Source organism: Pseudomonas sp. Marseille-Q8238, assembly GCF_965111915.1.
In genome coordinates this window covers 1,204,123-1,225,925 of the sequence record NZ_CBCOPI010000001.1, presented here as the reverse complement: position 1 = coordinate 1,225,925, position 21,803 = coordinate 1,204,123, and the positions used below count along the sequence as shown (strand labels likewise).

Genomic DNA, 21,803 nt, shown 5'->3' with positions numbered 1-21,803 from the left:
CTTCACATGCGACTTAACGCAGCTCACCGCGCGAACGCAGCCTTGCCGTTCGCGTCGATGCAGCCGTGAAGAGAGTGAGCGTCATTCAAGTCGCAGTGTTTGTATCGAAATGACGCCCTGTTTCCCGGTACCACCGGGAATGAACTGAACCGTACGGGTGACATCCCGACGGGCAGTGGTCGGAGTAGCATCACGCGGCGTCTCCACACCAAGGCTGACGCCACGGGCAAGCACGTTGCCGTTGGCATCCACAACCTTGCCGTCCACGACCTTGCCGATGACCTTGCCATCGGCGCCGTACACCGTGTCCCCACGCACGTTGCCGAGAACCTTGCCGGATGCATCGCGCACCACTTGCTGGGCATCCTTTTGCAGGACGATTTCCGCCCCCGGGATCAGGTTGCCGGCCAGGTCGTAGACCTTGCCATCACGGATGTAGCCGATCTTGCGGCCCTGGCTGTCGATCACGTCATTGCCGACCACAGTGCCAAGAATCTTGCCGTTGGCGTCGCGAACCACCAGCACGACATCGGCCATCGGCTTGCCGTCGGCACCCAGTACGGCCTGCTCGACCTTGCCGATGACCTTGCCGTCACTGCCGACCACCACACCATCCTTGACCGTTCCGAGCACCTTGCCATCGGCATCTATCAACTTGCCGTCGACAACCCTGCCGAGGACCTTGCCGCTGGCGTCGCGGACAATTTCCCCCGGCTCGCCAAGCACGTTGCCATTGGCATCGACCAGCTTGCCGTCGACCAGCTTGGCACCGGTATCACCGCTTGCTCCTTGTACCTGCGAGGTGCTCATGTCGATCACGCGGCCGCTGGCATCGAGCGCGACATTCTGCTCCACGCGCCCCAGTTCCTTGCCATCCAGGCCGACCGCCTTGCCGTCCGTATAGGCACCGATGACATTGCCCTTGGCGTCGACCACCTTGCCATCGACCACTCGCCCGATCACATTACCGTCGGCATCGCGCACCACGGTGGCGCGGTCACGCATACGCAGCAACGGATCATCGGCGGCCAGCCCACGTACGATGCGCCCCATGACCTTGCCGTCGAGACCGATGGCCTGGCCATCGACGATACGACCGATGATGCGGCCACTCAGGTCTACCACGTTGTCACCAACGATGCGTCCGAGCACCTTGCCATCGGCATCGAGTACCACGTCGACGGTTTCCGCCGGCAGCGGATCGAGCAGGCTGGAGACAGTGACCTGACCGAGTTCGGCAGAGCTGCTGTCCTTGGGGTGACGCAATACGGCGACCAGCTCGCCGGCCTTCTCGGCCAACTCCACGCGCGCCACCTGCGCCGGCGTAAGCATCAGCGACAGGGTCGAGAAGTTCATGTTGAAGCCATCAGGCGTGCTGCGGTCGTAATGGTTCTCATACTTGCGACCCTTGGCGTCCTGGCGACCGGCAGCGAGCACCTCGACATCCTGCAACACGTTGATGACCACTTCGTTGGAGTAGTTGGTCTGTTCCTGCAGGCCGATGTCGGTGGCGGCGAAGGAACCGAGCAGATCAATACGGTCACCGGGGCGCAGCATGCCGTCAAAGGAGTTGATCTTGCTGATTTTCACCGTCTTGACCCGCTTGCCAAGCTCGACGTTTTCCGAGAAGCGCGACACACCATCCTGCTCCACCGCATCCCAGGTGATCGGCCGGCCCTTCTGCAGGGCATGCACGGTCATGCGGTTTTCCAACTCCGGCCAGTCATCGGCCGTCACAGCGTTGGACGGCAGGTAATCACGCGGCACATCCATTACCGCGACATTCTCTGGCGTAAGCGACTGGGACTTGTCGATCTCGACCTTGGGCACGATCACCGACACCATCACCTGACTGGCCGGTTGATAAGCCGACCGGTACTGGGACTCCTTGGCCTTCAGGTACAGCCAGCCGAGCAGTGCTGCGAGCACCCCGCAGGCGATGGCGATAATCAGCAGTTTTTTTCCCGAAACGGATGACATGTTGCTCCCCATTACTCCCACGACCCGGCGAAGGCCGTGGTCAATTGCTGTTCTATTGCGCCTGGTTCTCGGTCGTGCATGCCGCCAGGTACCGTCGGCTCACTCCGTGCCATGGCATGCCCTGCACGGCGGCGTCTCGTTCTGCCCTCCTTTATGAGAGGAGAGGGTCAGTCATGCGGTGTTACCGGCGCAGCAATGGAAAAACTGCGCCAGTGAATGCTCTCTATTTCTGCAGCGTCCATTTCCCCGTAGCCGGATCGTGGGTCACGGTGGTATTGCCGTTGCAATCGCTGGCAGTGGCGCCGTTGACGAAACCGCCAGCGCCCTTGATGCCTGCGATGCTGAGGCGTTGAGAAGGATCGTTGAACTTGTTTTCCCACATGCCACCTGGAATAACCCCATTGCCAACAAAGTCACTCCAGCCCAGAGGCATCACCAGGCAGGGGGAGTAGCCCTCCCACTTGCTGGTCGGTGCCTGGGTGAACACGACGTTGACCAGCTCTTCCTTCTCGGGGCTGATCTCGTTCTTGAAGGTGGGCAAAAGCTCCAAAGTCGACTTGACCGAATAGAGCTTGCCGCCCAGCTCGTAACCAGCCGTCTGCGGTACACCCTTGCTGTCGAGGTCCACCACCCTGCGCATGGGTTTGGCGTTCATCCCGGTTGGTTGTGGGTCGAGCAATTTCCGATCGGAGGCGGAGTAGTACTTGTTCTTGTACAGGTAGGCGAAACCGTAGACCTTGCCACCTAGTGTCAGCGCCATCATCGGCAATTCTTTGCCGTTCTCATCGATCCATACGCGGTTGCTGGACGCACCGCCGTAGACGATGTTGCCGTTCTCGTCGACGAATACGCAGTCCCCCGTTTCGGTACGCTGACACCAGGCCAGGATGTTGCCGGCAGCGTCCACCAACGTGTCGCCATTCATCTGGCCCAGCGGCTTGCCGTTCTTGTCATAGACAAATTCGATGGAGGGCAGCTGCGCGTCCACACTTGGCAACGGTGTATCGTCCGGCGGCGGCGTGTCGCCATCATCGAAATCCTCGCCCTCACCTTCATTAGCGTTGAAACGCACCTTGTAGTTGTCGTAGTGCTGAACCTTGTTCATCTCACTGGATTGGGTGCGATAGCCACGCTGGATATTGTCGAAAATACCCGTGACATCGGAGGTGGCCGCCAACAAGGCAGCGCCCGTAACGCCGAGCACGACCATGTACTCGGTCATGGACTGTCCCAGTTGGCGGACACGGTTCATCAGCGATCCATCCTGTTGACCAATATCTGGGTTTTGTCCTGCGCGCGCAGCAGGCCGATGGTCATGATTTCCCGCCCCTTGGCGTAGCCCAGCACGATGGCATTGGCCTGATTGCTGCGGGTCTCCAGCGTCCAGCCCTGGTTCTGCAGCTCGGACTCGTACCAGGCCCGGGTGGCATTCATATCGTCATCACCCAGCAGCAGCACCATGCGTCCTTCGCGGATCTCGTCGTCGCTGCGCATGTCGCTGATCACCTGAGCTCCCGGCGGCACCGGCATACCAGCACCCAGTGCCTGTTTACCCGCATCACTGGTCGGTGGATTGGTCAGCAACATGCGCCCGAAGCTGTAGCGATCGTTCTGTGCCTTCACCTGCACCATCATCATGCAGTGCTTGTTGATGTGCAGAATCTGATCCCAGCCGTTGAACTCGGTGAAGTCCACTGCCTCCTCCCACTTGCCGGCATAGAACGACTTGACCTGCTCCAGCGTGGCGGCTACACGAAAACTGCGCCCTGCCAGAGGGTTGTGGTTCCACTGCACATTGCCGCCAATCGAACTGACCAACATGCCATCCATGCGCGGAAAGTCGTCATAGTCACAATCGGCCTGGGCACCCAGGCAGACCAGCAGCAATGTGGCGGGTAGAAGTCGGGAAAGTCTGTTCATTTGAAGTAGCAGAAACCGGTGGTGACGTTGCAATTGACTTCCTTGTCAGGCATCGGCTTGGTGTTGACAGGAGCGAAGTTCACGTCCTTGAAAGACGGCTCGAAGATGCCGATCACACTGCGCACTACTCCCCAGAGCGGGTTCTCTTGAATCAACGTACCCAATACGAAGTCATCGGTCTTCTCGCGGAAATGCTCTTCACTCTGAGCCACCCAACCATCGGCCAGCACCGCCGAGTTCGCCCTGATATTGAGCTGATTGGCGAAGGCATCACCCAGCAGTGGTTTACCGCCGAACTGGCCATTGGTCAGCGGCACCGGGATATCGACGGCGGTCTTGTAGAAGTTGTGAGTGGGATGGGCGATCTGCAGGAAGTCATCGTCCCCCTGGCCAAAACTGATGACCTTGAGCGCCTTGTTCACCGTGCCCATGACATCGTTGTAGACACCAAGAACGTCGTAGGCTAAAGACGGTGTTTTCTCATTCTTCAGGCTGGAATTGGCTGCGGTGCTACCAGCAGCGGTCATTGACTGGCCACTGTGTGTCCAACGCCACAGCTTGTTGCTGGCGGTCGGCTGGTCGATATCGGTGGCGGAAAAACTGCGTGTTGTCGCCTCGAAAGGCATCAAGCGCTGTTCGGCGCTATTGAGAATGTCAGCGTCGGAGCGGATCGCCAGGTAGCCATCCTTCGTATCGATCTGGCTTGGCAAGGTGTCACTGGCGCCAAAGCTGTTGTACCAGACCGTACGCTCCCAAGCAGTGTAGCGAGCCAGCTCCTGAGCCTTGTAAGACATGTCGGACAACTTGGCCACCACCGGTACCAGCACGAATAGCAGCAGCAGGCAGCCAGCAGTCATTACCACGAACTCAGCCATCGCCTGGCCACGGCAATCACGCTCCATGATCATTCCAGTGCCCCAGTGATACCTTCAGTGGCCTTGTCCAGCACCATGTCGGTAATCTTTTCCAGTGCAGGCTTGGCAACCGGTTTGATCAGTGTCGGCAACTTATCCAGCAAGCGGTCGCGGCCAGGTTTGATGACGTAGTCAGTGGCCAGACCCAGCATGAAGCCCGCCACGTTCGATGGGCTGACGTTGAGGATCTGAGTCAGGTCGATCTTGCCGGAAGCAATGAACTGCACCACCTGGCTCGGCTCGCGCAAACGCGCATCCCAGAATGGGCTGTACTGGTTTGGCGACTCCGTGCGCCCCTTGGGCGGAGCAAAATAGGTTTCCGCCGAGGAGATGGTCATCATCCGCTCGCCACCATTCCACAGGAAATCCATCGGGTTATCGTCCACACCTTCCGTCTGCAGCGCGAAACGACCCTTGCGGTTCAGTATGTTGGAGCTATCGGCAACCGGACGCAGATTCAGGCCGTTCGGGTTATCACTGGTGCGGATGGCCGTCAGCGGTTTGGAAACAGCAACCGTGAACTCCTTGCTGCGTCCGGTTTCTGCATGATCCTTACCCAGGACAAAGAATGACGGGGAGCCGCTATAACCCGTGTTGACGTCTTCGGCCGTGTTCATGCCGAACATCATCATCGGGAAATTACCCCAGCCATAGGTCACTCCATGCACCTGGCGCATAGCGTCGCCATAGGGGCGAGGTTTGCTCCTGAGCAAGCCCTGCGCTGGCGTGCCCCATTGAGGGCCGAACCAGAACTGGTCCTCGGGACTGGTGACAAGCTGGTTGGTCGCCCCTCCCAATGGCAAGCCAATGCCGAAGTTGATGCCATCGTCAAAGATGGTGACGCAACCAACCATCGGCAGGCATAGCTGAATTGCCAGGTCGACGTCGAGATTGAAACCCATCGAACTGAAGTCAAGCGATGCCCAACCGAACACCGGCATGGTCTTGCCGGCAGCCGATGTGCTCATCGGGTTATAGACATAAGCGGTGCCGCCGTTATTGAACACCCCAACCTGCAACCCGACCTTGAACTTGATGGTGATGAAACCCAGCGGCAGGGTAATTTCCGGAGTACTCAAGCCAACAGCAGCATCGAAATTGCGGTCCGACAGCCAGGCGTTACGCTGGTCGTTGATGGTGGCGGCGAAATAACGCGTTGCCTCGCTGCCAGCTTTGTCATCCTTGCTCTTGGACGCCTTCTTGCTGTGCATTTCCGGGGCCAGGTTGACCAACATCGAGCCGGGCGTATGCGCCCCGATGAAGTCGGCCAACATATCTTCCTCATCGGGCTCTGGCGCATTGCTGCCTCCACTGGAGCCTCCCGTCCCTCCGGATCCAGCTCCCCCGCCGCCACTATTCGCGCTTCTGAGCTGAGTCAGCAATGCATCGATGGGCAGGTAGTCGGCGAAATACGTGAGGATGAAATTCTGCACCAGCAACAGGCTGGAAAGGGGCGCCACTTCCAGCTTTTCACCGGTCTTGTTTTCCAGCTGGTGCTGTTTGACGATCTGCCCAGGTATTCGTGCCTGCGCCTCGAAGGTGGCGATGGCAAAGGTCTTCTGAAAGAAGCCCATGATCATGTTGAAGCTCGACACTACATCCGGGTAGATCTTCATCACCGGTGTAGCAGCGGCACGCACCCCGTAACCCAATATCTGGTAGGGCAAGGTGACGGTGTTAAGCACATCGGCAATCGATGGCTTAGGCGGGATCAGCAGGATCGGTACCTGGTAGGCCGGAAAGCTGTTGACCCAGCGGGGAATATTGGAATAACGCTTGGACCAGGACATCAGTGCCACAACCTGCCCGATCGACAGCTCGTTGGCGACGATGGCGCGGTTGGTATAGGCGATCAGATTCTGATGGCGGGCGAACAATTTGGCCTGGGAATAGGCAGCGGCATCGGCAGCGTTTTCCAACTGCACACGATCACGAGTCAGAACGCCCTGATTGAACATCAAGATCAGGGCGATCAACGCGATACCCATGAAGAACAGCCCAAAAACCATGGACTGTCCCCGCTGTCGCGTGCGATTCACCGCCAACGCCTCCCTGCCAAGCCGCGCTTACTTACGCTCGTCCTGTTGGAAGTCGCTCAGGTTGGACTTTCTCCCGGCGGCGGTTTGCGCCTCGCCACCTGTTGCTTCAGCTGTCTTCTTGGCCTCACCACCACCCAGTTCGGCCGCCATATCACCGACTTGCTCGCGTACCGTACTGCCGAACAGGTTGTAGACGACGATCGCGGAAATGGCGATCAAGGCCACGATGATGATGTATTCGGTCATGCCCTGACCCAGCTGACGTGCACGCGATTTAAGCGACATGAAACTCCCCTCGGACCCTGCGAGTCCTTTCTTGGCTACGGAAAAAATGGCGAGGCCAGGTACATGTCCGGATAAGCTATCGGACACCCCAAACCAGAGTCGGCGAGTACCTTTCCGACATGGAAAAGTTCCAACCGCCCATCACTTTTTCGACAGTAGCCCAGAGTCCTGCCTTCACGCCCCGTTCGTTTAGATAGGGAAGCTATTTTTGACCTTCCGGACAGTTTTATGAGGGCTGCCTTGTCATGCCAAATCCAATGCAGGCCTTGGGGGCGCACTGGCGCATCGGATCCGAGTCCTTGGCACTGAAAGACTCGCTCTACAGGCTGCGAAAGCCCTACTCATCAAGGAGCGTTCTCTTGATCACCGCCGCGACCAACAGATGAACGGTGATTCCCATTTTTGATATTTACAAATCAAAAACCGGCAAGACATCACCAATTTCAGGTATACAATCCCCCGCCAACAAAAAAGCTGGGCTTAAATACCACCCAGATTTTGGCCGGGAAGCCCCTATCACCGCACTGGGTTCGCCGCAATTTGTGCACGATCGTACCAGTGGGTAAGGGCCTGGCTCGCACCACCAGCTCAGCGCAACGAACGCGATCTGGATCAAGAACATAAAAATTCAGGGCCGCAGGCAGCACCCACCCTGATCGAACAAATAAGAACAACTAAAACTGCCCTACATGCAGCAATTGGAAGTCGAGCGCTTGGCCACGCAGCGTCACGGCAAAGACTCTGAAGTTCGGGGGAATACAGATGACCATCATATCCATGTGGCTGCGTGCACGAACCCTTTCAGCACCTAGCACATCACGTCAAGCCCACAGCCTTTTGGCCAGCGCGCTCAGCCTGCTTCTCCTCTGTCCCATGCTGCACGTCAACGCCGCAAGTGCCGAAACACTACTGACCATTAAAACAGCGCAACAGACCCTGGATATCAGCCGCGAGCAGATAGAGGCACTGCCGCAACGCCATGTGCACACCTCCACCGCCTGGACCGATGGCGTCAAAGACTTCGAAGGGCCATTGATGCGTGATGTGATGGCCTTGCTGGATACACCTGTTGCCGCAAATGCATCGCTCAAGCTGATCGCCCTGAACGAATACGAGGTAGAAGTCAGCATGAAGGACTACCTCCAGTGGGACGCCATCCTCGCCCATCGCATGGATGGCACTGCACTGACCCGGACCGACCATGGTCCCTTGTGGGTCGTCTATCCAAGAGACGAGGTTCCGGCCTTGCAAGAGTCACGCGTGGACTATCGCTGGGCGTGGATGCTGCGCAACATCATCGTCACGCCCTAGATGCCTGCAGGAGCCCGTAATGTCCGCCTGCATTCTATGCATCGAAGATGAAATCACGCTGCTGAACGACGTTCGCGATGAACTGACCACTGCCGGTTACCGGGTGCTCACCGCCACCTCGGCAAACGAAGCGCTGGTCCATTTGCAGACCACGCGACCTGATCTGATTCTGTGTGACGTGATGCTCGGTGGTGACAGCACGCGCGATGGCTATTTCATTCACCAGCATATCCGTGAATCGCGCCCTGACCTGGCCGATACGCCCTTTCTGTTTCTCACTGCACTGGGGCACCGTAGCGCCATCATCGAAGCCAAGCGCGAAGGCATCGACGATTACCTAGTCAAGCCGGTGGATTACGACATGCTGCTAGCCACCATCAAAGCACGCCTGGGCCAGGTAGCACGCCTGCGCGACCATGCCCAGCGCCAACAACCCAATCTGCTTCAACGCTTGCAAGGTATCTTCGAGCAATTGCCCGGCGCGGTGCTGCTCTGTAACCCAGCGGGACAGTTGCTATACGCCACGCCCAAGGCTCTGCGCCTCTCGAAGGAAGAAGGGGTCTGGCAGCGCAATGCACAGGGACATGTCATCTGGCCCGCACTCAGCGCTGCCACCACCCTCAAGATGCAGCAATGCCTCAATGCACTGGTCGCCCCCGGAGAGCGCCAGGTGCTGGTCCTTGAGCGCACCGATGCAGGTTCTCCCGTCGTCGCTACTCTGCTCTGCCTGGAGTCCCCTCTCGATGGTGAAAACCCGGAAAGGCTGCTGGCGATATTCGTGTCATCCACACAAAGCCGGCCACTGCCCGGCCCTGAAATCCTGCGTCAGCTGTTTGCTCTAACGCCGTCGGAAGCCGCTGTAGCACTGCTGCTCGCTCAAGGCCTGCGTTCGGAGGAAGTGGCCAGCGAACTGGGCGTGTCTTCGACCACCATCGCTTTTCACCTGCGCAATCTCTTCTCCAAGACCGGCGTCACCCGCCAGTCTGACCTGGTTGCACTCATACTGAGTACTGGCTGGGCCATGCCTGATGCCACATCCGTCATGGCGAAGAAGTAGATGCCCAGGAGGAACCTCAGAACGGACCGCGTGAGTCTGCTCGCACTGGTCGCGGTCCTGTTTTTCGTACTGATGCTGGGTTACGCCCTGTACAAGCTCTTCGATCTGCAATCGGAAGTCAGTGCCGATGTAGGCGAGAACATGGTCTGGGCACTCAGCCAGGCCGTTTACCAGAGCGGCCGGCTGTACCAGGCCACATCCATCAACCCCGAAACGCCTCAGTCCCGCGCCGACAAAGAGCTGCACCATGACCTGCTCAAGTCTCGCCTCATGATGCTCGAGGAGGGACCCCAACGCCGCTACATGCAGAAGAGCGGTGTCTGGGAGATCATTCAGCAAGTCAGCAAAAGCCTGGACGACCCTGCAGCCGACTATGCAGCCTTGCTGCACACTCTGCGTCAAGCCGGCAACACGGTCATGATCACCGAGCGCGAAGAGGCCGGTGCGCAACGCGATGCTCACCGTAGGCTGATCCTGCAAGTCATGGCGGCAGTCATGGGCATTCTGCTCGCCGGTGCCTTGCTGTGCTGGCAACTGGTAAACAGCCTCAAGCGTGCCAAGGAGGCCAACGAAAAAGTGGTTCGCCAGCACATGCAGACCCGCACGCTATTGGAGGAACTGCAGCAGGAACGCTCTACCCGTCTGCGCTATCGCGACTTCGTTTCGCTCATGTCTCACCAGTTGCGTACCCCGCTGGCGGTCATCGACTCCACCGCACAGCGCCTGAAACGCCAGCTCAGCGAACCGCCCCAGGAACAGAACATTCTCGAGCGTTCACAGCGGATTCGCGCATCGGTCAATCACCTCAACCACCTCATAGGCCGGGTACTTGAAGGCCTGCGCCTGGATGAGGGGGTCAACAGCAGCGAGAACATGCCGACTCTGGAGCATCACCGTTGCGACTGGCTGACCGTGCTGGCAGGCGCCCAGGAACGCTTTGGGGACTTACTGAGCGAACGCACCATCCGCATGAGTTCATCCCAGGGTACGCGGCCCATCTGGGTCGAGTGCGACCGCATCTGGTGCGTGGAAATTCTCTGCAACCTGCTCTCCAATGCACACAAGTACAGCCCGCTCGAAAAACCCATCGAGATTGACCTGCGGATTGAGGAGGGTCACCTGCTCTGTAGCGTGCGCGACTTCGGCCCTGGCATTCCCGAGGAAGATCTGGAGCTGATCTTCGAACGCTTCTATCGCAGTGAAAACACCCAGCACGTGGCAGGTATCGGCCTCGGCCTGTCCATCGCCCAGACCTTGGCACAGTGGCATGACGGTGCTCTGAATGCACATAACGCAGTTGAGGGAGGCGCGATCTTCACCCTGACCCTGCCACTGAAAGCACGCCAGCAGACGCCACCACCGCAGCCCACTGCCGAGCAGCTCGGTTACTGAGCCTTCAGGGGCGCGGCAGACGCTCGCTCTGGCGCAACGACCACTGCACGACCTGCTCGCTTAGCTGATCAGCCGCCTGGCCAAAGGCCCGTACCACCGCAGGCACCGACGCATCTGCCGAGGCTTGGCGCACGTCGAAGCGTTGGCTGACAAGGATACGTTGCGTACCGCCGTTCACCAGTTTGGCATCGAGGACGAGATGCACCTGGGGTTGGCCATCGCGGTACTCGCTCTGGAATGCTCGCAGGTCCGTGACCAGTTCCAGGTCTGACTGCAGGCGGCTGGTATCACTGCTGACCGCGGCCATACGGCCATCCTGCAGGAACGCCTCGATCAGGCGATCACGCAGCAATACCGGCGCCCGGTCGCTCCAACGCACGCCCTTGTAGGCACTGATGCGATCCCCTTCCGGCAGTACGGCAATCCGCGTGCTATCCAGTAGCTGGCTGGCCAGCGGTTTACTTACCCGCAAGCTCCACGGCACACCCGCCTGGCTGGTGTTGGCCACCGCTACCTTTGTAGGCAGCTGATAGATATCCAACGCTTCGCTCTTGGGCAGGATCGAGCAGGCACTGAGCAACGCGCACGACATCACCAAGAGTGAAGGCAAAAGATGGCGGGTCATGGTTGGAACTCCTTGATGGTATCGCTGCGCAACAGGTAACCGGTCGGGTCTTCTTCCAGACGGCGCGAGAATGAGCGCAGGCTGTCCAGTGTGTCGCGCAGCTCGCTGATGGCCGGGCCCAGCTCGCTGACGCCCCGCAGGCCGCCGTCGAGCGCGCTGCGGTTATCGTCGAGCAGGCGCTCGATGTTGCGACTGCTGCGCTCCAGCGAACCGAGCATGCGTTCCGCACTGTCCAGGCTTTGCCGGCCCGGGCCACTGAGCAACTGGTTGGCATTGTTCATCAGCCCTGCCGCTTCGCGACTGGCGCTGCTGATCTGGGCCAGCGCCTCGGCCAGTTGATCGCGTTGGCCGGCCACGCTGGCGGTGGTCTGTTCGAGGTTTTCCAGGGTGCGCGAGACCCGTGCAGCGTTCTCCCGGGAGAACATCTGGTTGGCCCGATTGAGCAGGCGGGTGACGCTGACAATCAGGTCCTCGCCATTGGCCATCAGCCGTGACAGGGGTGATGGATCGGCGATGATCTGCGCGGGGTGGTCGCCACTGCCTTTGAGCACGGGGCTTTCCGGCGTGCCGCCATGCAGCTGGATCACCGACGTGCCCGTGATGCCGGTGATCGTCAGCCGCGCCCGGGTGTCCTGCTTGATCGGTGTATTGCCAGCGACCCGGATGCGCGCATGCACCTTGCGCGGATCACTGGGGTCCAGACCGATGCTGACCACATCACCAATCTTGATCCCGCTGTACTGCACGCCACTGCCCTGCGACAGGCCACTGACCGCCTCGTTGAAGATCACATCGTATTCGCTGAATTCATTGTCCGCGCTGGACTTGACCAGCCACAGGGCGAACAACAGTGCGGCACTGACCGTGAGCACGGTAAACAGGCCGATGATGACGTGATGGGCACGCGGTTCCATTCAGGCACTCCCTGGCGCGCCAGTGGCGGCCTGCTCGGCTGCGCGTCCGCGCGGGCCGTGAAAATAGTCATGAATCCAGGGATCGTCGGTGGCCGCAACCACGGACAGACGATCCGCTACCAGTACGCGCTTGTGCGCCAACACTGCGACCCGGTCGCAGATGGTGTAGAGCGTGTCGAGGTCATGGGTGACCAGAAACACGCTGAGCCCCAGCGCATCACGCAGGGTCAGAATCAATTGATCGAAAGCCGCCGCCCCTACCGGGTCAAGGCCCGCCGTCGGCTCATCGAGAAACAGGATATCCGGCTCCAATGCCAATGCCCGGCCCAACGCGGCACGTTTGATCATGCCACCCGACAACTCCGTGGGGTATTTGTCACCGGCATTGGCCGGCAAGCCGACCAGTGCCAGCTTGACCTGGGCCAGCCGCTCGGCAGCAGGGCGCTTGAGACCAGCATGCTCGATCAGCGGCAAGGCGATGTTCTCGGTCACGGTCAGCGATGAAAACAGGGCGCCGCGCTGGTACAGCACACCAAAGCGCCGCTCCAGCTGCGAACGACGCTCGGGCGGCAGGCTGAGCAGCTCCTCACCGAACACCCGCACCCGCCCTGAGGTTGGCTGACGCAGCCCGACGATGCTGCGCAGCAACACCGACTTGCCGGTCCCGGAGCCACCGACCACACCCAGCACTTCCCCTTTGTACAAATCCAGATCCAGCCCCTGGTGCACGGTTTGTGCGCCGAAGCGGTTGCACAGATCACGGACCTCGATGATCGATTCGCGGCTCACCAGCCCATCTCCATCAGGAACAACGCGGCCAGGGCGTCCAGCAGGATCACCACGAAGATCGACTGCACCACGCTGGAGGTGGTTCGCTCACCCACCGATTGCGCACTGCCGGTGACCTTGAAGCCTTCGAGGCAACCGATCACCGCAATCAGGAACGCGAAGATCGGTGCCTTGCCGATGCCCACCAGAAAGTGCTTCACCTCGACACTGTCCTGCAGGATCGACAGATACATGAGCGGCGAAATATCCAGGGTCAGGGCACAGACCACAGCACCGCCCAGCATGCCGCTGAGCATCGCGATGAAGGTCAGAATCGGCAGCGCGATCAGCAGCGCGAAGACCCGCGGCAGCACCAGCAGCTCCATCGGGCTGAGACCCAGGGTGCGAATCGCATCGATCTCTTCGTTGGCCTTCATCGAGCCGATCTGCGCGGTAAAGGCACTGGCCGTACGCCCGGCCATGAGAATGGCGGTAAGCAGTACACCGAATTCGCGCAGGAAGGAAAACGCCACCAGATTGACCGTGTAGATGCTCGCGCCGAAGTCAGCGAGGATGGTCGCGCCGAGAAACGCCACGACCGCACCGACGAGGAACGTCAGCAAGGCGACGATGGGCACCGCGTTGAGCCCGCTCTGCTCCAACTGCGCCACCAGGGCGGTGATGCGCCAGCGACGTGGGCGAAGAACGATCGCAAACATCGCACTGAGCGTCAGGCCGATGAAACCGAGCAAGGCCACCGTCTGCTGCCAGAGCCCGTCGACTGCTTCACCGATATGCCCGAGCAACTCGCGCCAGGCAGGTGAGTGACGAGCAGGAGGCAACGCAGTCGATTCGCTGAGCGCCGCCCCCACCGTCCGCAGCAAGGCACGGCGCTCGGTCGGCAGGCTTGAATCCGCACCGGTTACACGCGTCAGGCGCTGCTCGCCAAGCAAACGGACCAGCAGCGCGGCACCCGAGGTATCCAATGCGCCCAACTGTTGCAGATCGACCTCCGTCCCGGCGGGCAGGCTGTTGCTCAATGCATCGACCTGCTCTTCCAACCGAGCGTAATGAGCCAGCGTCCAGTCGCCGCCTACCTGCAAGCGCGCAGGTGCATCCGACCGGTCAGGCTGAAGCGATGTGATGAAGGGTGCTGTTGTCATGCCCGACAGCTTACTTGCCGATGCCCATCGATAACAACGCCGTAGACCAGTGCGACAAAAGTACACAAGCAGTTCTGCCGCGGCTGCCGTACAGTGCAATGGCAGGCCTGTGCGGTGCCATCCATCGATGCCCCCGGCAGACTGCTGGCGTGCGTGCCGCGTGCACGCACTCTCCATCACCTCACACCGGCCTGTGCAAGGCCCTGCAATACCCCGTCACGTGCTGAGCAGAAAGCCGAGGAACCTGGACAACAGACCAGGCCTCGAAGGTTACAAGCCCGTCAGAAACGAGGAATACCATGCAGGTTCAAGTGAACAGTAACCACATCGAAGGCAGTGCCCGACTTCAGGAATGGGTAGGTTCGGCGGTCGCGGGTCGACTGGACCGATTCGAGGATTACCTCACCCGCCTGGAGATTCATGTCAGCGACGAGAACGGCGCCAAGTCCGGGGCCGAAGACAAACGCTGCCAGATCGAAGCCCGGCCCAAGGGCCACCAGTCGCTCTCCGTTACGCACAAGGCAGAATCACTGGAGCAGGCCGTGGAAGGCGCTGCGGAAAAAATGCGCCATGCCCTGGAACACCTGGTCGGCCGGCTCGAGGCCAAATCGCCTGGCCAGCTCAAAGCCCCACTTGATGATGACCTGAAAGAAGACACCGACGCGCTGCTGCAGGAAGACTTCCTGGCCAACCAGCAGGCACTCGGTAAAGACTGACCCTTCCTGCCTGTGAGCTGCCACGCCCAGCGTGGCAGCCAATCATCCTGTTCTCCACGATGCGCACGCACCCTAGGTGTTGCAACAGCTCAGCAGAACGCCCTTGCAAGGGCGCCATGCGCACCAGAAAGCACGCCGATTCGCCTGACACCTATCCTTCGCAAGCCACGCTCCGATGTTAAGCAGACACCCCACGCCCCAGCGCGATGATCTGCTCGATCAGCCACTGCAACGCCTTTTCACGCTGGCGCAACTCCAGGCTGACCACATCCAGATGGAACGGCCCCAACTCGAATGGCAACTCGTGCACCTGCAGCGGCAGCAGCGCGGAGTAATAGCGCGCCAGGCGCGTCGGCAGCACCACGACCAGGTCACTGCTGGCAACGATATGGGCGGCCTGCAGGTAGTTCGGCGTGGTGTAGACGATCTCCCGCGCCAGACCACGCTCGCCCAACCACTGCTCGACCATGCCGCGCGTCTGCCCGCCATGCACCCACAGATGCCGCTGGGCCAGGAAACTGTCGAGATCCAGCGTGCCGCGCAGCCCCGGGTGGTCTCGATGGGCGACCAGTTGCAAGGTTTCGCTGAGCCAGCGCTGCGTGATGAAGCGCTCCGGCACATGCTCGAAACGCCCCAGTACCAGGTCCAGTTCACCTTTGGCCAGCGCCTCGCCTGGCAAGGTCGGCGACAGGTGCTGGATGTCGATCTGCACACCGGGCGCCAGGGCAGACAACTGCCGTAACAGCGGTGGCATCAGGATCAGCTCGACATAGTCGGTGATGGCGATACGGAAACGCTGCCGGCTGCGCGCCGGGTCGAACGGCGCATCGCCACTCAGGCTCTGCTCGATGCGCTGCAATGCATCGCGAATCGGCGCCTCCAGTGCCAAAGCCCGCGGCGTTGGCTGCATCACCCGGCCAACACGCACCAGCAAGGGATCGTCGAGCAGGCCACGCAGGCGATTGAGCGCATTGCTCACAGCCGGCTGACTCAGCGACAGGCGTTCCGCCGCACGGGACACGTTGCGCTCGCGCAGCAAGGCGTCTAGGACGCGCAACAGGTTGAGATCGAAGGTCGATATATTCACAAGCCAAATTCAACTTATCACAAGACAAAATTTCTAAAATAGTAGCGGCTTACCTAAGGTGCGTCTCTTTCTGTTCCACGCCGTGAGGAAAACCGATGAGCAACAGCTTCAGCATTCAGCAGGTCGCCGTGATCGGCGCCGGCACCATGGGCCGCGGAATCGTCATGAGCCTGGCCAACGCCGGCATCCCGGTACTGTGGCTGGACAATAATCCGCAGATGCTCGAGCAGGCCCTGGCTGCCATCGCCGACACCTGGGCTCACAGCGTGCGCCAGGGACGCATCGACGAAGGCCAGGCCGGTGCACGCCGCGCCTTGGTCAGCCCGGCAGCCGACTACCCGGCACTGGCCGATGTCGACCTGGTGATTGAAGCGGTTTATGAAAACCTCGAACTCAAGCAGCAGATCTTCCGCACCCTCGACGGTTTGCTGAAGCCCTCGGCCATCCTTGCCAGCAACACCTCGGCCCTGGATATCGACGCCATCGCCGCCGTCACCCAGCGCCCGCAACAGGTACTCGGCCTGCACTTCTTCAGCCCGGCGCACATCATGAAGCTGCTGGAAATCGTCCGCGGCGCCAAGACCGCCCCGGCGGTGCTCGACACAGCCCTGGCCCTTGGCGAGCGTATCGGCAAGGTCAGCGTGGTCGCCGGCAACTGCGACGGTTTCATCGGCAATCGCATGCTCAACACCTATGTGAAGGAAGCCCGCAGCATGCTGCTCGAAGGCGCCTACCCGCATCAGGTCGATGCCGCACTGCAGGGCTTCGGCTTCGCCATGGGTCCGTTCCGCATGTACGACGTGGTCGGTATCGACCTGGAATGGCGCGCTCGCGAACTGGCCGGCAAGGGCCAGGATCAGGACGTGGTGCAGGTCGACAACCGCCTCTGTACCCTTGGCCGCTTCGGCCAGAAGTCGCGCATGGGCTACTACCGCTACGCCGAAGGCAGCCGCCAGGCCGAGCACGACCCGGAGGTCGACGCCCTCGTACAGGACGTGTCCGAATCCCTCGGCTACACACGCCGCGAGATTGGCAGCGAGGAAATCCTCGAGCGTTGCCTGCTGGCCCTGGTCAACGAAGGGGCGAAGATTCTCGAAGAGAACATCGCCGCCAACAGCCATGACATCGACCTGGTCTACCTCAACGGTTACGGTTTCCCGGCCGACAAGGGCGGGCCGATGAACTGGGCTGACGCCCAGGGCGCCGCCGCGCTGTATCAACGCCTGAAAGATCTGCAGGCGCGCTTCGGTGAGCACTGGCAACCCGCACGACTGATCGAAACGCTCGCCACCAATGGCAAGCGCTTTGCCGACATGCGGGTAGCCGACGTGCGGGTAACCGACGTCAAGGAGGGTTCCGTATGAGCTACCAGGCCCCCCTGCGTGATATGCACTTCGTGCTACACGAACTGTTCGACGTCAGCGCCCACTGCGAGCTGCTGGGCAATGGCCTCGATCGCGAACTGATCGACGGCGTGCTGGAAGAGGCCGCCGCCTTTACCGCCCATGAAGTCGCCCCGCTCAACCGCAACAGCGACGAGGAAGGCTGCCAACTCGTTGACGGCAACGTGACCACGCCCAAAGGTTTCCGCGCCGCCTACAAACAGTTCGTGGAAAACGGCTGGGCCAGCATGACCGGCCCGGTCGAGTTCGGCGGCCAGGGTTTCCCGCAACTGGTGGCGTGTAATTTCCACGAAATGCTGATGTCCGCCAGTCTGTCGTTCCGTGTCTATTCCGGCCTTACCGAAGGCGCGGTACTGGCCCTGCACAAGCACGGCAGCGCCGAACTGCAAAGCGCCTACCTGGGCAAGATGGTCAGCGGCGAATGGACCGGCACCATGTGCCTCACCGAACCGCAGGCCGGTACCGATCTTGCCCTGTTGCGCACCAAAGCCGAACCCCAGGCCGACGGCAGCTACCGCATCAGCGGCAGCAAGATTTTCATCAGCGGCGGCGAACAGGACCTGTCCGACAACATCATTCACCTGGTGCTCGCCCGCCTGCCGGATGCACCGGCCGGGGTCAAAGGCATCAGCCTGTTCCTCGTGCCGAAAGTCCTTCCCGATGCCGCGCGCAACGCACTGAGCTGCGGCGCCATCGAGCACAAGATGGGCATCAAGGGCGCATCCACCTGCGTGATGAATTTCGACGGCGCTACCGGCTGGCTGATCGGCGACGCCAATCAGGGCCTGGCATGTATGTTCACCATGATGAACGATGCACGCTTCCAGGTCGGTCTGCAGGGCCTGGGTATCGCCGAGGCCGCCTTCCAGGGCGCCCTGCGCTATGCCCGTGAGCGCCTGCAGTCGCGCAGCCTGACCGGTGCCCAGCAACCGGAGAAAGCCGCCGACCCGATCATCGTCCACCCGGACGTGCGGCGCATGCTGCTGACCCAGAAGACCCTGGTCGAAGGCAGCCGCATGCTCGCTGCCTACACCGCGCGCCAGCTCGATCTGGAGCACGGCCATCCGGATACGGCGACACGCAAGGCCGCAGGCAAGCGCGCCGCGTTGCTGATCCCGATCGTCAAAGCCTTCTTCACCGACATGGGCCAGGAAGTCTCCAGCCATGCCGTGCAGGTCTACGGCGGCCACGGTTTTATCCGCGAGTGGGGCATGGAGCAACTGATGCGCGACAGCCGCATCACCCAGCTCTACGAGGGCACCAACGGTATCCAGGCGCTCGACCTGATCCGCCGCAAGCTGCTTGGCGACGGTGGCGGCGAGCTGACTGCGCTGATCGGCGAATTCAGTGAGCTGGCCAACAGCCTGGCGCAGCGCCCGGCGCTGGCGGAAATGGCCAGTGTGGTTGGCACGCGCCTGGTCGAATGGCGCGTGCTGGCTGGGGAGGTGATCGCCATGAGCCAGCGTGATGCCCAGGAAATCGGCGCCTGCTCGGTAGACTTCCTACAGTATTCGGCCTACGCCCTGCTCGCCGGCCTGTGGCTGCACGCCGCTGCCCGCGCCCAGGATGCGCTGGATGCCGGCACGGGCGAGCAGGCGTTCTACCAGGCCAAGCTGCACAGCGCGGCGTTCTACCTGCGCCGCGTACTGCCACGCGCCAGCAGCCACCGCGAAGCCCTGCTGGGCGGCGCCGAGTGCCTGATGGCCATGCCGGAGGAGAGTTTCGCCTTCTAAAGGCCCAGACCGTAGGGTACGCCGTGCCTGCCATGTGCACTGGCACAGTCGCTGCACACGGCGCACCCTACACTTGACGCTCGACCATCCATGACGGTGAAGCACACATGAAAACGACAAGAAAGGTGCTGATTCCACTCCTGCTGCTGGCTGCCCTGGTGGCCGGTCTGTACGGCTACTTTCTCTATGCCCCCAAGCCTGCCCTGCCGGTCCTGAGCGCCGCCCTGCAGCACGAACGTATCGAGTTCGGTGGCCTGCAACGGGACTACGCCTCTTATATCCCGGCCAAGCTGCCGGCCAACGCGCCACTGGTATTCGTCCTGCACGGTTCTCTGCAGACCATCGACGATATCCGCACCTTCAGTGCCTACGAGTTCGAGCGCCTGGCCGACCAGCACGGGTTCATCGTCGTCTACCCACAAGGCTTCGAGAAGAACTGGAACGACTGCCGCCGCACAGCCGACTACCCGGCGCGCACGCAGAACATCGACGACAAGGGCCTGATCGCCGCGCTGATCCAGCGCTTCGCCAGCCAGCACGGCGCCGATCCGCAACGTGCCTTCCTGGCCGGCTACTCCAACGGCGGCCAGCTTGGCCTGCGCATCGCCCTGGAGAACCCGACCTTGCTGGCCGGCGTCGCCGCCTTTGCCGCCAACCTGCCAAGTGACGACAACCTGGATTGCCAGGCGTCTGGCCAGCCTGTACCGGTGCTGTTGATGAACGGCACGCGCGACCCGATCAACCCGTACAACGGTGGCGTGGTCACCCTACTTGGTGTCGGTAACCGGGGCACGGTGCGTTCGGCCTATGAGTCTGCCCTGTACTTCGCCAACCTCGCCGGCTATCCGAGAGATGCCGTGCACAGCAGCGTCGTCTGGTCCGAACCGACACGCCGCGACCAGCGCGTCAGCCTTGATCAATGGCAAGCCAGCGGCCAGCCCGAAGTCGCCTTGTATTCGGTGATCGGCGGTGGCCACCTGCTACCCCAGGCTGGCTTTCGCGCGCCGCGCCTACTTGGCCCGACCCTCTCCGGCTTCGATGGCCCCCAGGCCATCTGGGACTTCTTCGCTCGCCAGCGTCCCGCGCCGGCCTCACGCTGACCCTTGGAGGTAGAGCCATGCAACCTTTCAGTTTCGCCACCACCGCGCAGATTCTCTGCGAATCCGGCAGCGCCGTACGCCTGGCCGAGCTGTGCCGTGAACGTGGCGCCCACCGCGTCTTGATCGTCACCGACCCCGGCATCACCCGCTTCGGCCTGCTGGATGCGGTACTGCCTGGGTTTGCCGCCGCGAATGTAGCCGTCGAGGTCTTCGACCGGGTGGTCGCCGACCCACCGGAAGCCATCGTGCTCAATGCCGTCGAACGCGCCATCGCACTCGAGGCGGAACTGGTGATCGGCTTCGGCGGAGGCAGCTCGATGGACGTGGCCAAGCTGGTCGCCCTGCTCGCCCATCCAGGCTGCAAGCAGTCGCTCAAGGCTATCTACGGAGTTGGTAACGCCAAAGGCCAGCGTCTGCCGCTGATCCAGGTGCCGACCACCGCCGGGACCGGCTCGGAGGTGACGCAGATCGCCATCATCACCACCGGTGAAACCACCAAGATGGGCGTGGTCTCGCCGCTGCTGCTGCCGGACCTGGCCGTGCTCGACGCCGACCTGACCCTAGGCCTGCCGCCTGCGGTGACCGCCGCCACCGGTATCGACGCCATGGTCCACGCCATCGAGGCCTATACCAGCCGGATCAAGAAAAACCCGCTGTCCGACCTGCTCGCCCGCGAAGCGTTGCGCCTGCTCGCCGCCAATCTCGACGAGGCCGTGCACAACGGCCAGAACCGCGAGGCGCGCCAGGCCATGCTGCTCGGCGCCCTGCTCGCCGGCCAGGCCTTTGCCAACGCGCCCGTGGGTGCCGTGCATGCCCTGGCCTACCCATTGGGTGGGCACTTCCACATTCCCCATGGGCTTTCCAATGCCCTGGTGCTTCCCCATGTCTTGCGCTTCAACGCGCCAGCCGCCACGGCGCTGTACGCCGAACTGGCACCCTTGCTGCTGGGCGAACGCCTGCGCCCGGGCACTGCCGAGCAGCTTTGCGCGCAATTCATCACCGAGCTTGCCGCGCTCAATACACGCTGTGGCCTGCCCGCACGTCTGCGCGATGCTCAGGTCCCGGAAAGCCTGCTCGAACAACTGGCCTGCGACGCCATGCTCCAGCAACGCCTGCTGGTGAATAACCCACGCGAGGTGAGTGAGGCAGACGCCCTGGCCATCTACCGCGCGGCGTATTGAGCAGCCGGCACCGGCAGGTGTGGCTCGGGCGCGTAGCCGTCGCTTTTTACCGACACCGCCCGGTGAGTCGATGGCGCGATCCTCCGGGGGGCGATCCTCCGGGTGGCGGTCCACGGGGTGGCCATCCACCCTGCATGCCGACAAATCCATAAGGGCCAATACAGCCCACGAATCAAACTAGCCCCTGCACACCCCAACCGTTAGGGTGATGCGCG

Annotated in this window: 19 protein-coding genes; 8 read left to right on the top strand and 11 right to left on the bottom strand. The window is 61.4% G+C overall.

Annotation, left to right across the window (positions count from 1 at the left end; all coding sequences use genetic code 11):
- Window positions 1-81 precede the first annotated feature (81 nt).
- The 6 genes from cpaB to ACWPW0_RS05470 form a co-directional block, all read right to left on the bottom strand.
- Window positions 82-1,980, bottom strand: coding sequence for a Flp pilus assembly protein CpaB (gene cpaB, locus ACWPW0_RS05495; protein WP_454254676.1), 1,899 nt, complete (start codon window positions 1,978-1,980; stop codon window positions 82-84).
- A 223-nt stretch (window positions 1,981-2,203) separates the two neighbouring features.
- Window positions 2,204-3,232 (bottom strand): hypothetical protein, encoded by a 1,029-nt coding sequence (locus ACWPW0_RS05490; RefSeq protein WP_454254675.1) that lies wholly within the window; start codon window positions 3,230-3,232, stop codon window positions 2,204-2,206.
- Entirely contained in the window at window positions 3,232-3,900 is a 669-nt protein-coding gene (locus ACWPW0_RS05485; protein WP_454254674.1) for a hypothetical protein, read from the bottom strand. The genes ACWPW0_RS05490 and ACWPW0_RS05485 overlap by 1 nt, the downstream gene beginning before the upstream one ends.
- Window positions 3,897-4,802, bottom strand: a complete 906-nt coding sequence (locus tag ACWPW0_RS05480) for a hypothetical protein (RefSeq protein WP_454254673.1) — start codon at window positions 4,800-4,802, stop codon at window positions 3,897-3,899. The genes ACWPW0_RS05485 and ACWPW0_RS05480 overlap by 4 nt, the downstream gene beginning before the upstream one ends.
- A gap of 2 nt (window positions 4,803-4,804) precedes the next feature.
- Window positions 4,805-6,823 (bottom strand): hypothetical protein, encoded by a 2,019-nt coding sequence (locus tag ACWPW0_RS05475; protein ID WP_454254672.1) that lies wholly within the window; start codon window positions 6,821-6,823, stop codon window positions 4,805-4,807.
- A 57-nt stretch (window positions 6,824-6,880) separates the two neighbouring features.
- Entirely contained in the window at window positions 6,881-7,138 is a 258-nt protein-coding gene (locus ACWPW0_RS05470; RefSeq protein ID WP_447589733.1) for a Flp family type IVb pilin, read from the bottom strand.
- An 873-nt stretch (window positions 7,139-8,011) separates the two neighbouring features.
- On the opposite strand from ACWPW0_RS05470, the gene ACWPW0_RS05465 reads away from it, so the two are divergent.
- From ACWPW0_RS05465 to ACWPW0_RS05455, 3 genes are read left to right on the top strand one after another with little or no spacing between them, the layout of a single operon-like run.
- Window positions 8,012-8,449 carry a hypothetical protein gene (locus tag ACWPW0_RS05465; protein WP_447589731.1) on the top strand — a complete coding sequence of 146 codons (438 nt, stop codon included), beginning with the start codon at window positions 8,012-8,014 and terminating at the stop codon, window positions 8,447-8,449.
- A gap of 19 nt (window positions 8,450-8,468) precedes the next feature.
- Complete coding sequence (locus ACWPW0_RS05460; protein WP_454254671.1) at window positions 8,469-9,506, top strand: response regulator; 1,038 nt, start codon at window positions 8,469-8,471, stop codon at window positions 9,504-9,506.
- Between the two features lie 30 nt (window positions 9,507-9,536).
- Window positions 9,537-10,898: a sensor histidine kinase gene (locus ACWPW0_RS05455; RefSeq protein WP_454254670.1), complete on the top strand. Its 1,362-nt coding sequence runs from the start codon at window positions 9,537-9,539 to the stop codon at window positions 10,896-10,898.
- A gap of 4 nt (window positions 10,899-10,902) precedes the next feature.
- On the opposite strand, the gene ACWPW0_RS05450 is transcribed toward ACWPW0_RS05455, so the two are convergent.
- Genes ACWPW0_RS05450 through ACWPW0_RS05435 form a run of 4 tightly spaced genes read right to left on the bottom strand, consistent with a single transcriptional unit; the run spans window position 10,903 to window position 14,368 of the window.
- A complete protein-coding gene (locus ACWPW0_RS05450) occupies window positions 10,903-11,523 on the bottom strand; it encodes an ABC-type transport auxiliary lipoprotein family protein (RefSeq protein WP_454254669.1) in 621 nt (206 codons plus the stop codon).
- Window positions 11,520-12,437 carry an MlaD family protein gene (locus ACWPW0_RS05445; RefSeq protein ID WP_454254668.1) on the bottom strand — a complete coding sequence of 306 codons (918 nt, stop codon included), beginning with the start codon at window positions 12,435-12,437 and terminating at the stop codon, window positions 11,520-11,522. Before ACWPW0_RS05445 ends, ACWPW0_RS05450 begins: the two co-directional genes overlap by 4 nt.
- Window positions 12,438-13,226 (bottom strand): ABC transporter ATP-binding protein, encoded by a 789-nt coding sequence (locus ACWPW0_RS05440; protein WP_454254667.1) that lies wholly within the window; start codon window positions 13,224-13,226, stop codon window positions 12,438-12,440. It lies immediately after the preceding gene.
- Window positions 13,223-14,368 carry an MlaE family lipid ABC transporter permease subunit gene (locus ACWPW0_RS05435; protein WP_447589719.1) on the bottom strand — a complete coding sequence of 382 codons (1,146 nt, stop codon included), beginning with the start codon at window positions 14,366-14,368 and terminating at the stop codon, window positions 13,223-13,225. The genes ACWPW0_RS05440 and ACWPW0_RS05435 overlap by 4 nt, the downstream gene beginning before the upstream one ends.
- A 299-nt stretch (window positions 14,369-14,667) precedes the next feature.
- Here ACWPW0_RS05435 and ACWPW0_RS05430 point away from each other — a divergent pair, with 299 nt between their 5' ends.
- Entirely contained in the window at window positions 14,668-15,084 is a 417-nt protein-coding gene (locus ACWPW0_RS05430; RefSeq protein WP_447589717.1) for an HPF/RaiA family ribosome-associated protein, read from the top strand.
- Between the two features lie 178 nt (window positions 15,085-15,262).
- Here ACWPW0_RS05430 and ACWPW0_RS05425 read toward each other — a convergent pair whose 3' ends face one another.
- A complete protein-coding gene (locus ACWPW0_RS05425; RefSeq protein WP_447589715.1) occupies window positions 15,263-16,171 on the bottom strand; it encodes a LysR family transcriptional regulator in 909 nt (302 codons plus the stop codon).
- Between the two features lie 95 nt (window positions 16,172-16,266).
- Here ACWPW0_RS05425 and ACWPW0_RS05420 point away from each other — a divergent pair, with 95 nt between their 5' ends.
- The 4 genes from ACWPW0_RS05420 (at window position 16,267) to ACWPW0_RS05405 (ending at window position 21,588) form a co-directional block, all read left to right on the top strand.
- Window positions 16,267-17,535, top strand: coding sequence for a 3-hydroxyacyl-CoA dehydrogenase NAD-binding domain-containing protein (locus ACWPW0_RS05420; protein ID WP_454254666.1), 1,269 nt, complete (start codon window positions 16,267-16,269; stop codon window positions 17,533-17,535).
- Window positions 17,532-19,307: an acyl-CoA dehydrogenase C-terminal domain-containing protein gene (locus ACWPW0_RS05415; protein WP_454254665.1), complete on the top strand. Its 1,776-nt coding sequence runs from the start codon at window positions 17,532-17,534 to the stop codon at window positions 19,305-19,307. Before ACWPW0_RS05420 ends, ACWPW0_RS05415 begins: the two co-directional genes overlap by 4 nt.
- Window positions 19,308-19,414: 107 nt before the next feature.
- Window positions 19,415-20,407, top strand: coding sequence for an alpha/beta hydrolase family esterase (locus ACWPW0_RS05410; protein ID WP_454254664.1), 993 nt, complete (start codon window positions 19,415-19,417; stop codon window positions 20,405-20,407).
- Between the two features lie 17 nt (window positions 20,408-20,424).
- Window positions 20,425-21,588, top strand: a complete 1,164-nt coding sequence (locus tag ACWPW0_RS05405; protein WP_454254663.1) for an iron-containing alcohol dehydrogenase — start codon at window positions 20,425-20,427, stop codon at window positions 21,586-21,588.
- The last annotated feature ends 215 nt before the right edge of the window (window positions 21,589-21,803 follow it).